At 65.1% G+C, this 14,020-nt stretch carries 10 protein-coding genes and 1 pseudogene; 5 read left to right on the top strand and 6 right to left on the bottom strand.

What is annotated here, in order from left to right:
- From ACNPP0_RS19755 to smc, 3 genes and pseudogenes are all read right to left on the bottom strand, one after another.
- Nucleotides 1-194, bottom strand: a pseudogene (locus ACNPP0_RS19755) (DNA ligase LigA-related protein); the annotation flags it as partial.
- The gene (locus tag ACNPP0_RS19750) at nucleotides 195-1,274 is read right to left on the bottom strand and encodes a cell division protein ZipA C-terminal FtsZ-binding domain-containing protein (protein WP_104142985.1); all 1,080 of its coding nucleotides are present in this window, start codon (nucleotides 1,272-1,274) and stop codon (nucleotides 195-197) included.
- Nucleotides 1,275-1,320: 46 nt separating this feature from the next.
- The gene (gene smc / locus ACNPP0_RS19745) at nucleotides 1,321-4,854 is read right to left on the bottom strand and encodes a chromosome segregation protein SMC (protein WP_448706791.1); all 3,534 of its coding nucleotides are present in this window, start codon (nucleotides 4,852-4,854) and stop codon (nucleotides 1,321-1,323) included.
- Between the two features lie 263 nt (nucleotides 4,855-5,117).
- On the opposite strand from smc, the gene lplT reads away from it, so the two are divergent.
- Nucleotides 5,118-6,434 (top strand): lysophospholipid transporter LplT, encoded by a 1,317-nt coding sequence (lplT, locus tag ACNPP0_RS19740; RefSeq protein ID WP_046802555.1) that lies wholly within the window; start codon nucleotides 5,118-5,120, stop codon nucleotides 6,432-6,434.
- 125 nt (nucleotides 6,435-6,559) lie between these two features.
- Here lplT and ACNPP0_RS19735 read toward each other — a convergent pair whose 3' ends face one another.
- A complete protein-coding gene (locus ACNPP0_RS19735) occupies nucleotides 6,560-7,576 on the bottom strand; it encodes a uracil-DNA glycosylase (protein WP_448706790.1) in 1,017 nt (338 codons plus the stop codon).
- A complete protein-coding gene (gene tsaB, locus ACNPP0_RS19730) occupies nucleotides 7,573-8,967 on the bottom strand; it encodes a tRNA (adenosine(37)-N6)-threonylcarbamoyltransferase complex dimerization subunit type 1 TsaB (RefSeq protein WP_448706789.1) in 1,395 nt (464 codons plus the stop codon). Before tsaB ends, ACNPP0_RS19735 begins: the two co-directional genes overlap by 4 nt.
- A 130-nt stretch (nucleotides 8,968-9,097) precedes the next feature.
- On the opposite strand from tsaB, the gene risA reads away from it, so the two are divergent.
- The 4 genes from risA to ACNPP0_RS19710 all read left to right on the top strand — a co-directional run bounded on the left by risA (nucleotide 9,098) and on the right by ACNPP0_RS19710 (nucleotide 12,462).
- Entirely contained in the window at nucleotides 9,098-9,832 is a 735-nt protein-coding gene (gene risA, locus ACNPP0_RS19725) for a response regulator transcription factor RisA (RefSeq protein ID WP_003813882.1), read from the top strand.
- A 34-nt stretch (nucleotides 9,833-9,866) separates the two neighbouring features.
- A complete protein-coding gene (risS, locus tag ACNPP0_RS19720; RefSeq protein ID WP_006217983.1) occupies nucleotides 9,867-11,261 on the top strand; it encodes a sensor histidine kinase RisS in 1,395 nt (464 codons plus the stop codon).
- Between the two features lie 59 nt (nucleotides 11,262-11,320).
- A complete protein-coding gene (locus tag ACNPP0_RS19715; RefSeq protein WP_006217982.1) occupies nucleotides 11,321-11,869 on the top strand; it encodes a peroxiredoxin in 549 nt (182 codons plus the stop codon).
- A gap of 74 nt (nucleotides 11,870-11,943) precedes the next feature.
- Nucleotides 11,944-12,462 carry a carboxymuconolactone decarboxylase family protein gene (locus tag ACNPP0_RS19710; protein ID WP_006223770.1) on the top strand — a complete coding sequence of 173 codons (519 nt, stop codon included), beginning with the start codon at nucleotides 11,944-11,946 and terminating at the stop codon, nucleotides 12,460-12,462.
- A 95-nt stretch (nucleotides 12,463-12,557) separates the two neighbouring features.
- Here ACNPP0_RS19710 and ACNPP0_RS19705 read toward each other — a convergent pair.
- Nucleotides 12,558-14,020 (bottom strand): DUF4344 domain-containing metallopeptidase (locus ACNPP0_RS19705; protein ID WP_448706788.1); only part of this gene is annotated, 1,463 nt, incomplete at its 5' end.

The raw sequence follows: 14,020 nt of genomic DNA, 5'->3' as shown, positions 1-14,020 counted from the left end.
GGGGCCGATTCCGGGGTGATCAGTTCGGGATGCTCGGCCTCAAGGGCTTCAAGCTGCCGCATCAGCCCGTCGTACTCGGCATCCGAGACGGAGGGCTCGTCGTAGACGTAATAGCGGACGTTGTGCTGTTCCAGCTCGGCGCGCAGGCGCGCCGCGGTTTCCGCCGGGTTGACTTCACCAGACGCGCGGCTCATTTATGCAAACACCCGTTGAGCACGCTCGCTTCCGGCGGGCAGGCCCGCTTGTTCAAGCTGTTCGAACAGCACTTGGAGGCGTTCGTCGATAACCGTTTCGGAACCATCCGCCAGTGGCTTGCCCTGGTCGTCGACCAGTTCGGCGCGCAGGCGGGCGGCCAGGTCGCGGCCTACGTCGACCATGCGGCCAAAGGCGCGCGTATCGGCCGGTGCACAAGGCACGTCCAGCAGCAGGTACAGGCGTTCGACGCCACCCATGCCGGCATCGAAGGCGGCGCCATCGGCGCGCGACAGCGTGAAGCGCGTCACGCCATTTTCCGCGGGCCACGCCAGCCGGTTGCCGTCCGCCACGAAGCCCGTGTCGCGGGCCACGGACAGCACTTCAGCGGCAGGCTGGGCCGCGCCCAGCAGCAGCGTCAGGCCGACCTGGGTGTCCAGCGCGGCGCAGGTGTCGTCCAGCCGGGCGCCCTGCTCCAGCACGGCTTGCTGGTCGGGGCCTTCTATGGTGGCGTCGAAACGTTCGGCCATGTCCTGGGCGCGCGCCCAGGCTTGCGACCATTCAATGGCAGTCAGGGGGCCGCTGCGATTGGCCAGCAACACCGCCAGTTGCATCGACGCATACGATTCGCCGGCATGCACGCGGGCACGATGGCGGCGCTGGTCGGTCTCGGCGAACACGCGCATCGGCTTGCGGCCTACGTGGCGCAGGCTTTGCATGTAAGGCAGCAGGTCGGCGCCACGCACGGGTTCGGCGAAATTGATTTCAATGACCACTTCGCAGGCGGGATCGGGTTCTTCCGTGTCGTCGGCATCGCTGCCCGGATCCACCGGCGCGGGCTGGCCGGGATGCGCGCGCGGCGCATCGCCGCCCATGCCGGGTTCGCGACGGCTCGCGCCCGCGGCAGTAGCCGAAGCGGCTGCGCCGGCAGCGCCGGCGCCCAGCAACGGATCCTGTTCAGACGTGGGGAAATGGCTTTGCATCTTGCGCCGGACGCGCCGGTCCTGCCACCAGTTGAATCCCAACACCAGCAGTATCAGCAAGACGCCCAGGGCTATCAGCCCGATCTGCAAATCACTCATGTGTACATCCCGCGCCAGGAGGGCGGCGCCTTTCTAAATATGGGGTTTATGCCGCTTCGGAGGCCATCATTTGCACGGCCGAATCTATGTCTACCGCAACGATACGCGAAACCCCTTGCTCTTGCATGGTTACGCCGATCAGCTGCTTGGCCATCTGCATGGCGATCTTGTTGTGCGAAATAAATAGGAATTGGGTTTGCTCGCTCATGTTGGCGACCAGGTTTGCGTAGCGTTCGGTGTTGGCGTCGTCCAGCGGCGCGTCCACCTCGTCCAGCAGGCAGAACGGCGCGGGGTTCAGCTTGAACAGCGCGAACACCAGCGCGGTCGCGGTCAGCGCTTTTTCGCCGCCGGACAAGAGGTGAATCGTGCTGTTGCGCTTGCCGGGCGGCTGCGCCATGACCTGCACGCCCGCGTCGAGAATTTCCTCGCCCGTCATGCTGAGCTTGGCCTCGCCCCCACCGAACAGCTTGGGGAACAGCTCGCCAAAGTGGCCGTTCACGATGTTGAAGGTTTCTTGCAGCAGCTCGCGTGTTTCGCGGTCGATCTTGCGGATCGCGTCTTCCAGGGTTTCGATGGCGGTCATCAAGTCCTGGTGCTGGGAATCCAGGAAACCCTTGCGTTCTCGCGACGTGTTCAATTCGTCCAGCGCCGCCAGGTTGACCGACCCCAGCGATTCGATCTGGCGCGAGATCCGGCCCACTTCCTGTTGCAGCCAGCTGGCGCGGCGCCATTCCTCGGGGCGGTTGGCCAGGTCCTGGGCCAGCGCCTCGCGGTCGACTTCGCGGGCGTTCAGCTGTTCGGTGAACTGCTCTTCGGCCAAGCGTGCGGCCTGCTCTTGCAGCTGCAATTCCATGATGCGGGCACGGCGCGGTTCCAGCGTCTGCTCCTGCTGCTGGCGATCCTCATCGGCGCCGCGCAGCAGAGCCGCCAGGTTTTCCATTTCCTGGCGAGCGCGCGACAGCGCTTCTTTGCGCTCCGCGCGCGCTTCCAGCGCATCCTGCAACCCGGCCTGCGAGGCGGACGCATCCAGCTCGGCCAGATCGCCCATCAGTTGTTCCAGTTCGACCGTGCCGCGCTGGCTTTGGTCGGCGGCCAACTGCTGGTTGCGTTGCAGGTCGGTAATGCGGACCTGGATGCCGCGTTCGGCAAACTCGGCTTCTTGCGCGGCGCGCTCAAGCTCGCGCAGGCGCGTGCGGGCGGCTTCGGCCTGGGCGGCCAGCGTTTCGCCATCCATTTCAGCGTCGGCAAAGCGGGATTGGTGCTCGGCCAGCTCTTCGTCCAGCGTCTCGAAGCGGGCTTCGGCTTCTTCGCGGGTGGCGCGCAGGTCTTCTTCCTGAACCTTGATTTCTTCCAGATCCTGGCGCAGGCGCGAGGCGCGTTCGCCGGATTGTTCGGCCTGCTGTTGCAGCCGGGAATGTTCAAGCTGGATGTCGTGCACGCGGCGCGTGACCTCGGCTACGCGCGTACGCGCCGGGGCGATGGCCTGCGAGACCTGCTGCCAGGCCGCTTCGGCGCGGGCGACGGCGGCGCGCGCCTGGTCGGCGATCAGCTGCTGGGCCTTGATCTCGCGTTGCAGGTTTTCAATTTCCTGCTGGCGGGCCAACAGGCCGGCCTGTTCGGAATCCGGCGCGTAAAAGCGGACGCTATGCGCGTCGATCAGGTGGCCGGCCTTGACCACGCAGGCGCTGCCGGCAGGCAAGGTCGCGCGCATGGCCAGGGCCTGCGTCACGTCGGTCGCGGTGTAGATGCCGGCCAGCCAGTCGTTCAGCAGCGTGCGCAGGTCCGGATCGGTGATGCGCAGCAAGCTGGCCAGCGGCGTCCGGCCGGCCGGGGCGGCCGGCGCGGGCGCCGCCACGGGCAATTGATAGAAAGCCAGCCGGGCGGGCGGCGCGTCTTCGGCAAAGGCGCGCGCCCAATCCAGGTTGCGCACTTCCATGGACGCCATGCGCTCGCGCAGGGCGGATTCCAGGGCGGTTTCCCAGCCCGGCTCCACGTGCAGCTTTTGCCACAGGCGCGACAGCCCGGCCAATTCGTGCTTGGCCAGCCAGGGTTCCAGCGCGCCCTGTTTTTGCACGTCTTCCTGCAATTTCACCAGCGCGGACAGGCGGGCTTCCAGGCGGGCCAGGTTCTGGGCGTCGGTCTGGGCGGCGGCCTGGGCGCGGCTGCGCTCGGCGTCCGCTTCCGGCACGCGGCCTTCCAGCGTGGCCAGTTCTTCCTGCGCTTCTTGCAGCTGGTCTTCGCCGGCTACACGGTCGCCGGCCAGTTGCTCCAGGCGGACGGGGTCGGGCGCGTGCAGCTCGCGTAGCTCTTGTTGCAGGCGTTCGCGGCGCTGCTCCAGCACCTGCATCTGGCGGTCGGCGTCGCGCTGGGTCTGGGCGACCAACGCCAGGTTCTGTTCGACGCGAGCCAGGGCGGCGCGCATTTCGTCGCGGCCCGAGGCGGCTTCGCGCACGCGCTGCTCGACGGCGGGCAACCCCGCCTGGGCATCTTCGGCGGCGGCGCGCGCCTCTTCGGTGCGGGCGGCAGCGGTGGCCAGGTCGTCTTCGGCCTGGGCGATTTGTTCAGTGCAATGCTCGCGCTGGCTGGTCCATTCCGCGATCTGCTGCTGCAACTGGTCGCGGCGCGATTGCAGGCGGTTGCGCGAATCCACCACGTGGCGAATCTCGGCTTCCAGACGGCTGACCTGGGCATTGGCCTCGTACAGCGCACCTTGGGCGGTGTGCACCGCGTCGCTGGCCGCGTAGTGGGCCTGACGGCGCGATTCCAGCGCGGCTTCGCCCGCCCGCAGGCCGGCGATGGCGGCTTCCAGCTCGTTTTGCGCCTGGGCCATTTCCTGGGCTTTCTTGGCGCGCTCTTCGCGGGCCCCCGTTTCCTTCAGGAACCACAGGGAATGCTGTTTCTTTTCGCCGTCGGCCTGAAGCTCGCGGTATCGCGTGGCGACTTCGGCCTGGGCTTCCAGCTTTTCAAGCTGGCTGTTCAGTTCGCGCAGGATGTCTTCCACGCGAGTCAGGTTTTCGCGCGTGTCGGACAGGCGGTTTTCGGTCTCGCGGCGGCGTTCCTTGTAGCGCGACACGCCGGCCGCTTCTTCCAGGAATACCCGCAGTTCTTCAGGGCGCGCCTCGATCAGGCGGTTGATCATGCCCTGCCCGATGATGGCGTAGCCACGCGCGCCCAGGCCGGTGCCCAGGAAGATGTCGTGGATGTCGCGGCGCCGCACCTGCTGGTTATTGACGAAATAGCTGCTGGTGCCGTCCCGGGTCAGGACCCGGCGCACGGCGATTTCGGCGTAGGTGCTCCATTGGCCGGCGGCCCGCCCTTCGCTGTTGTCGAACACCATTTCCACCGACGCACGGGCCGCCGGCTTGCGGTTGCCCGAGCCGTTGAAAATGACGTCCTGCATGGACTCGCCGCGCAGTTCCGAGGCCTTGGCCTCGCCCAGTACCCAGCGCACCGCATCGATGATGTTCGATTTCCCGCAGCCGTTCGGACCCACCACGCCAACCAGTTGACTGGGCACGGGAATCACGGTGGGATCGACGAAGGACTTGAAGCCGGCGAGTTTTAGCTGAGTAAGACGCACAGTACGATGACGACGGGGTGGGTTGACGAAAGGCGTTAACGGACCTGCCGCACAGATTGCAAACCGGCCCACGAAGGGCCGGCTCACATATGGGTCGTATGATACCGCAGGCAGTCTGTCGCTAAACGTCAGCAATGGTCAACCCACGGGCAAACGCTCAATGGTGCGCCTTCGGGCACCGGCTATACTCCCTGACACTTTTTGGCACGACACATAATTTTCACGCGGACTGGCCGGGCTCAGGCCAAAGAACGGGGACATTCTTGAAACGTGGTTTCTATCTGGTCATGGCCGCGCAGGCCTTCTCGTCATTGGCGGACAATGCGCTGTTCATCGCAGCCATCGCCTTGATACAGGAGCTGCACGGCCCCGACTGGTTGGCGCCCATGATGAAATGGTCGTTCGCGCTGGCCTACGTGGTGCTGGCGGCCTTTGTCGGCGCCCTGGCGGACTCTTTCCCCAAGGGCCGCGTGATGTTCTCCACCAACGCCCTGAAGGTGGCCGGCTGTCTGCTGATGTTCTCGTACGCCAGCATCGGCGTCGCCCCCGAATACCAGACCTACCTGGTTTGCGCCGCCTATGCCGTGGTCGGGATCGGCGCGGCAGCCTATTCCCCCGCCAAATACGGCATCGTCACTGAAATGCTGCCGCCGCACATGCTGGTCAAGGGCAATAGCTGGATCGAAGGGCTGACCGTTTTCTCCATCATCCTGGGCACGGTGCTGGGTGGCCTGTTGATTTCGTCCTCGGTCTCGACCGCCCTGTTAAGCCATTCGTTCATCGGCAGCCTGGTGCACACGCCCGCCGAAGCCGCCATCCTGGTCATCGCCTTCGTCTACCTGCTGGCGGCGCTGTGCAACCTGATGATTCCGCGCACGCATGTGCGCTACCCGCCGCAGCAGAAAAACCCGGTGCGCCTGATCCGCACGTTCTGGGGCTACGTCTGCGTGCTGTGGAAAGACAAGCTGGGCCAGATTTCGCTGGCGGTCACCACCCTGTTCTGGGGCGCGGGCGCCACGCTGCAACTGATCGTTATCGAATGGGGTCGCAGCCACCTGGGCTATCAGCTGGACAAGGCGTCGATGCTGATGGGCGTGGCGGCGCTGGGTACGGTCGTGGGTTCCATCCTGGCCGGCCGCATCCCGCTGCGCCGCGCGCTGGCCGTGCTGCCGGTGGGCGCCGCCATGGGGCTGGTCGTGCTGCTGATGCCGCTGGTCTATTCGCCCTGGAGCGTCTACCTGCTGCTGCTGATCACGGGCGGGCTGGCCGGTTTCTTCGTGGTGCCGATGAACGCGCTGCTGCAACATCGCGGCCACGTGCTGCTGTCGGCGGGCCATTCCATCGCGGTGCAAAATTTCAATGAACAGCTCAACATCCTGCTGATGGTGGCGATGTACACGCTGCTGCTGTGGCTGCAACTGCCGATCAACATCATCATCGTGATTTTTGGCTCGGTGGTCGCGGTGCTGATGGTGGTGTTCATGCGCTGGAGCAAGCGCAACATGCAGGCCAACCCGGATCTGCACGACCAGATCGGGCAGGAAGGCCATGGGCGTGCGCTGGATTCGAATACCCACTAAGACGGCAAGCCGTTGATCGGCAACGAAAAACGGGCAATCCAGGGCGGGCGATAAAAAAGATAGGCGATAAAAGACGGGCCCGGGCCCGGCTTTTTATCGTCCGCCGCCAGCGGCAAGCCGGGCGGTCAGATCTGGCGGGACGCCAGCTTCAGATCCTGCCAGGCGCGCGCCTTTTCGGACGGGCTGCGCAGCAGGTAGGCGGGGTGATAGCTGACAATCAGCGGAATCTCGCTGCCGTCTTCCGTCTTAAGCGTATGCACGCGGCCGCGCAGGCTGCCGATGGTGGCGTCCGTGCCCAGCAGCGTCTGGGCGGCAAACCGACCCAGAACCAGGATGCGCTCCGGCTTGAGCAACGCGATCTGGCGCATCAGATACGGGCTGCAAGCGGCAATTTCCTCGGGCTTCGGGTTGCGGTTGCCCGGCGGGCGGCATTTGATGACGTTGGTGATGAAGACGTCGGTGTCGCGGCTCATGCCCACGGCGGCCAGCATCGCGTCCAGCAACTGGCCGGAACGGCCGACAAACGGATGGCCCTGCCGATCCTCCTGCTCGCCCGGGGCCTCGCCGACGACCAGCCAGCGAGTAGGCGTTGCCCCATGGCCAAAGACGGCGTGGCGGCGGCCCTGGCACAGCCCACAGGCCGTGCATGCCACCACCTGCTCGCGCAGTTCGTCCAGGTTGGCGTTTTTCACCGCTTCGGCCACGGGGATGCGAGGCGCCTCGACGGTTTCTTCTTCGGCCGTCTTGGGTACAGGACGCGGCGGTGGGCCGGTGCGGTTCAGGATGGAAGCGGGAATGCCCGGGCGTCCGGAACTGCGTTCGGTTGCGACGACGGTCGGGGCAGCGGCCGGTGCAGCAGCCGGCTCCGAAGGGGCTGCGGCGGGCGGCGCGGCGGCCGCCGGCATCTGCCCAGCGGCAGGCTCCCGCGACAGGTTCACGGGCGCGATCGGCGCATCCGGGGCACGGAGCGGCACTCCGGAACCCGGCAAAACCGGTTTGGAAACAGGGGCTTGCGGCGCAACGGGCGCGCGTGCATCGGCCGGAGCCGGGCGCAGCCACAGCCTTTCCATGCCGATTTCGCGCAGCCAGATGCGTTGAAGCGGATTGACGCGGGGCGCCGCGGTGGGCGTCGGCAGGCTCATGCGGCCACCTCCAGCATGGCATCAAAGCGTTTCTGCATCACCAGCGCGTCTTCGCGCGTGCCTCTTTCGGCCGGGTAATACCCCCGGCGCACGCCGATCTGCAAATAGCCGTGGTGCCGGTAGAAGTTGACGGCCGACACGTTGGACGGGCGCACTTCCAGCAGCACGCCTTCAAGCCCCCGTGCCCGCGCCTGCGCCTCGCACCATTGCAGCAGGATGCCGCCCAACCCCTGCCGGTGCAGGTGCTTGGACACGGCGATGACCAGCAGATGCGCGACGTCCGGTGCAAACATCAAAATGCAAAAGGCAGCGACTTTGCCGTCGCGGCGCAGTACCCACGCGCCGTAGCCCGCCGCCAGAGCGTCCACGAAATTGCCACGCGTCCAGGGAAACGCCTGCACGTGGGCCTCCAGCGCGGCGACCTCGTCCAGGTCGTCGTGCGTCAAGGGCTGGGGTTGTTCGGCGGGCGCCAGCGGGTCGGAAGGTTGCGGTACGCGGCCAAGCTCCGGCTGCTTAGCGTGCTGTGGCTGTGCACCGGATTGCGATGGCTTGGTGGGCTGGGATCGGTCGTTGGGCTGCGATTGCGTGGCCTCTGGCGCCAGCGACGGCGCGGCCTTCGGGTTGCCGCCTTCCCCGCGCATGCGCTCGGCAGTGGTGAATGCGACCTTGTCGCGCACATAAAGCGGCGCGGCCGCTTCCGGTGGCAGGGCCTCGCCACGCAGCCAGCCTTGGCGCGCCAGACGCGCCACGCTGGCGGCTTCAGGGCGCAACGCGTTTGCGGCTCGGGTCCAGCCATCCCGCGGAATCATGTCGGACGCGTAGGCATCCCACGCATCGCCCGCCAGCAGCGGGCGCAAAGCCTGGCCCGCGGTTTCCGACCATTGGGCAAGGTGGTGCGCCGTCCAGGGCACGACCTCGGCGGCCGCGATCAGCAGCGGCGCTTGCAGGACCTCCCAACCGGCGTCCTCAGCCCCCTGCGCGGCCACCGGGCGATAAACCGCCAGATAGACCTCGTTCATGCGCGCATCCAGCGCCACCACGATGGCGTCCACGGGCGTGGCCCCGGCCACCTGCGCCGCGACCGCCTGATGAGACACCACGGGCAGCACCGGAATGCCCAGCCCGAGGCCCATGCCTTGCGCCACGCCGCAGGCTACACGCAGGCCGGTGAAACCGCCCGGCCCCTGGCCAAACGCCACGGCGTGCAGGGCCGTGGGCGCAATGCCCGACTCGGCAAGCAGTTCGTTGGCCATCGGCAAGAGTCGTTCCGCATGCTCTTGGGACCCCTCGTGCTCGCGGGTAATCACCTGCAAACGGCCATCGACCGTTCGCAGCAAAGCCACCCCGCAACGGGACGAAGACGTTTCCAAAGCCAGCAGGTTTAGTTCCATAGGTGCAGATTGTACGAAATACGCGGCTCTGCCCCCGGTTGTAAGGGGGATTTCAACCATGGTTCGCAATGTGTAATATCTTGTGAACGCCCACTAGCCGCTGGTTCTTGTCACTGTTACATTTCCGGCCATGAATACGCAAAACACCACCCCCACCCGAAAAATCCTCGTCGTTGACGATGATCCGCGCTTGCGCGATTTGCTGCGCCGGTATTTGTCCGAGCAGGGATTCAACGTTTTCGTTGCCGAAGACGCCAAAGAGATGGGCAAACTCTGGCAACGCGAGCATTTTGACCTGCTCGTGCTGGATCTGATGCTGCCCGGCGAAGATGGTCTGTCCATCTGTCGTCGGCTGCGCGGTGGCCACGACAATACGCCCATCATCATGCTCACGGCCAAGGCGGAAGAAATCGACCGCATCGTGGGCCTTGAAATGGGCGCGGACGACTACCTGTCCAAACCCTTCAACCCCCGCGAACTGCTGGCACGGATCAACGCGATCCTACGCCGTCGCGGCACCGAAGAACATCCGGGCGCTCCCAGCCAGGAAAACGAGTCGATCGCCTTCGGCCCCTATGTGCTGAACTTGTCCACCCGTACGCTGACGCGCAACGGCGAACAAGTGCCGATCACTACCGGCGAATTCTCGGTGCTCAAGGTGTTCGCGCGCCATCCGAAGATTCCCCTGTCCCGCGACAAGCTCATGGAACTGGCTCGCGGCCGCGAATACGAAGCTTTCGATCGCAGCCTCGACGTACAGATCTCGCGCCTGCGCAAATTGATCGAACCCAATCCGTCCAAGCCCGTGTTCATCCAGACCGTTTGGGGTCTCGGATACGTGTTTGTGCCGGACGGTGGTAGCTGATCGGCTCGCCCGCCCTGGGCAGGAGCGCAGCCTCGTGCCCCGCTTGCGCAGAACCTTCAGGAACCTGACTTCACGTTTGCGGCTCGGCTTGTTCGGCCGCACGTTCCTGCTGCTCGCAGCGCTGATGCTGGTCAGCCTGGGCGCGTGGCTACAAGTATTTTTCAGCATGGAGCTGGGACCGCGCGCCAATCAAATGGCGCAGCGGGTGATCACGGCCGTCAATATCACGCGCACGGCCCTGATCTACTCTCATAACGGCGAACGCAGCAAGCTGCTGCTTGACCTGGCCACCAACGAGGGCATTCAGGTCTACCCGCGCGAAGTCACCGACTTCGCCGAAGCCCTTCCCGACGACGACTACTGGCAGCGTGTGGCGCAGCACATCCGCACGCGCTTTGGCCCCGAGACGCAGATCGCCTGGGGCGTCAACCAGGTGCCCGGCTTCTGGGTCAGCTTCCAGATCGAAAAAGATCTGTACTGGCTGGTGTTCGAGCGAGAACAGATTGGCTTGACGGGCGGTATCGAATGGCTGGGATGGGGCGCCACGGCGTTGCTGCTTTCCCTTGTCGGCGCGGCGGTCAGCGTGGGGTTCGTGAACCGGCCCCTGTCCCGGCTTGCCCGCGCCGCGCAGGTGTTGTCGCGCGGCGAGACGCCCGCGCCACTGCCCGAACAGGGTCCTTTGGAAATTCGCGATCTGAACGCCTCGTTCAACCGCATGGCCAAAGACCTGCGGCAGGCCGAGGCCGACCGAGAGTTGATGCTGGCCGGGATCTCGCACGACCTGCGTACCCCGCTGGCCCGCATGCGGCTGGAAATCGAGCTTAGCGGCGTGTCGGAAGACGCCCGCCAGGCCATCGACGAAGACCTGGGCCAGATCGATCACAGCATCGGCCAGCTAATGGAATACGCGCGGCCGGCCGGCACCCTGCCGCAGTTGGCCACCGACATATCGGCTGTGCTGGCCGAACTCTATGAACGTGAACGCAGCCACACCGCGTCGTTGGGCGGCGAACTGGAAGCGTCGCTGGAACCCGGGCTGCGCGCGCGGATCACGGCGCTGGACCTGAAGCGGGTGGTCAGCAACCTGATCGAAAACGCGCGGCGCTATGGCCGGTCCAGCGACGGCATGGCGCACCTTGTCATGACGCTGCAAGCCGAAGGCGGCATGATCGTGATCGAGGTGTGCGACCGCGGTCCTGGCATCGCCCCGGAAGATGTCGACCGGCTGCTGCGGCCTTTCTCGCGTGGCGAGGCGGCGCGTACTGGTGTCAGCGGCGCGGGCCTGGGTCTGGCCATTGTCGAACGCCTGCTCAAGCACGTGGGCGGCACGCTGCGGATGCTGCCTCGCGAAGGCGGTGGGCTGACCGCGCGGATAGAGTTGCCCAAAGCCAAGTTTAGGAATTATCAATTAGACAACGATAATCCATAGCGTAGAATTTATGGTTTAAGGCACTGCCTTATCTCCACCAACAACTACTGGGAGTAAACATGAAAACTGTTGGCGACAAACTCGAGCCCTTCAAGGTCACCGGCGTCAAGCCCGGCTTCAACCAGCACGAAGAGAATGGCGTGTCGGCGTTTGAAGACATCACCGAAAGCTCGTTCCCCGGCAAGTGGAAGGTGATCTACTTCTACCCGAAAGACTTCACGTTTGTGTGCCCGACCGAAATCGTCGGCTTCAACAAGCTGGCCAAGGATTTCGAAGACCGCGACGCCGTCCTGCTGGGCGGCTCCACCGACAACGAATTCGTCAAGCTGGCATGGCGCCGTGAGCATCCGGACCTGAACAAGCTGGGCCACTACCAATTCGGCGACACCACCGGTGCCCTGATCGACCAACTGGGCGTCCGTGAAAAGGGTGCTGGCGTTGCTCTGCGCGCCACGTTCATCGTTGACCCGGACAACACGATCCAGCACGTTTCGGTGAACAACCTGAACGTCGGCCGTAACCCGGAAGAAGTTCTGCGTTTGCTCGACGGTCTGCAAACCGACGAGCTCTGCCCGTGCAACCGTACGGTTGGCGGCGCTACGCTGTAATTTCCAGCCCGGTCCCGGACCTGTACGCAGGCCCGGCGCCGGGCTTTACTTGCTCTAGATTATAGGTAAAAACTATGGAATTTCTTACGACCATTAAGGAACAGCTGCCGGATTGGGCCAAGGACATCCGCCTGAATCTGGACGCCGTCATCGCCCGTTCCACGCTGGCCCCTGAAGACGCCGTCGGCGCCGCCCTGTCCGCCGCTTACGCTGCGCGCAGCCCGGTGCTGGTCGAAGCCTTCAAGAGCGGCCTGTCGGAAGGCGACGCCAATGCCGCCCTGACCGCTTCCGCGCTGATGGGCATGAACAACACCTGGTATCCCTATGTCGAAATGACGGGCGACGCCAACCTGAAGAGCCTGCCCGCGCAGCTGCGCATGAACGCCTATGCCACCCATGGCGGCGTCGAGAAAAAGCGTTTTGAACTGTTCGCGCTGGTTGCTTCGATCATCGGCAAGTGCCATTTCTGCGTGGCCTCGCACTATGAAAACCTGAAGAACGACGGCCTGTCGACCGAACAGCTGCGCGACGCCGGCCGTATCGCCGCCGTCGTCAACGCCGCCGCCCTGGCGCTGGCCGCCCAAGGCAAGTAAGCCCGGTCTGAAGACGAAAAAAAGCCCGCCTGTGCAAACAGGCGGGCTTTTTATTGCCGCCCGCCAAGGTCGGCGCGCCGACGGGGACAGCCCGATTAGTTCTGCGCCGGCTTCACGGGCGAGGTCGGCAAGCCGTTGGCCACCCAAGCTTCCAGGCCACCCCGATACCAGTAGGCGTCCCAGCCCAAGGTGCCGACACGCAACGCCGCGTTGTACGACGAACGGTCGTTCATGCCGGCGCCCATCAACACGATCGGCACGCCCCGGTTGCCGCCCGACTTCTTCATCAGCCAATCGTCCAGCGGACCTTGCAGGCTGTCCTTGACGCTGCCGTCCGAACCCGCGTCGGCCAGCGGATAGGCGATGGGCAAGGTGTCGCGCAGCCCGCTGCTGTCCACGATGATCAGATTCTTGTTGTTCTTGATCAGCTGCACCAGGTCGCCCGTGGTGATGACCTTGGCGCGGTAGTGCTGGACCGGCGTGGGTCCCTTGTACGGCGCCGAGAACAGCAAGGTCGTAGCCGGGATGCCGCTGTCCTTCAATTCATCGAAACCGCCGGTCGGGGCGGCGGCGCCCTGCCCCTGGCCCGCGGGCGCCTGCTGCTGACGGGCAGGCGGAGCCGAGCCGTCCTTGGCCACGATTTCACCGCCCACCGTGCCCATTTCGATGTCCGAAATCATTACGGCAATGTTCTCGATCAGCTCATAGCACATGGTGATCGAGCCTTCACGCGGGCTGTACCAGGCGTTGAGCTTGCCGCAATCCTTGAAAACCACGTTCACCGGCCGGGGCAGCACATACGTCTTGCCCAGCAGCTTGATGTTCTCGCCGATGGCGGCCGACAGGTTGTTCGCGAACAGGTTGCCGATCTTGCGCTTGGACGGCTCGAACACCACGTTCACCGGCGCGCCGGGCGCGTTGGCCGCTTGCTCGCCGTCCGGCGTCCAGGTGCCGACGCGCGTGTATGGCGCCAGAATCTTGCGCCACGCACGGTTCTGCTTGTTGAATTCGTCCGTGCAACGGGCCTTGGTGCGGTCTTCGAAGCCGGTTTGCTGAACCACCGTTTCGAATACGGCGGGGTTGCCGCCGTACATGATGCACAGCATGTTGCGGAAGCGCTTAAGGTCGCCCGTGTGTTCGTCCTGCCATGCCGACGGCGCCTGGCCACGGCTTTCCGACAGCTTGCCGCTGTAGTACCACTGCAGGGCGGCGTAGGTGGCCGCTTCGCGCGCCATGCGGTCCACATCCTTGCTGCCCGACGGGTACATCGTGGGTTCCACGATCTGCAACGCCGCGTAGATATCCACCGCGTCTTCTTCGGCGCCGGTGGACGGCAATTGCAGTTCGCCGATCAGCGCATGGCCGAACTCGTGCATGAAGATGCTCTTCATCAGCCCGATGTACACGGCGACGATGCGTTCGGTATCGCCGCCGAATCGGGGATACGGGCCAGAGCCGGGCAGGCCGGAATTATTGCCACCCGAAGACGGCGCCGCCTGCGGCGTGTTGACGCGCGGCTGCGTGTTCTGCGGGCTTGCGCCCGTGCCGCCCCCGCGCG

It is taken from the genome of Achromobacter semiaridum (assembly GCF_053543755.1).
This window is presented reverse-complemented; position numbering and strand designations above follow the sequence as displayed.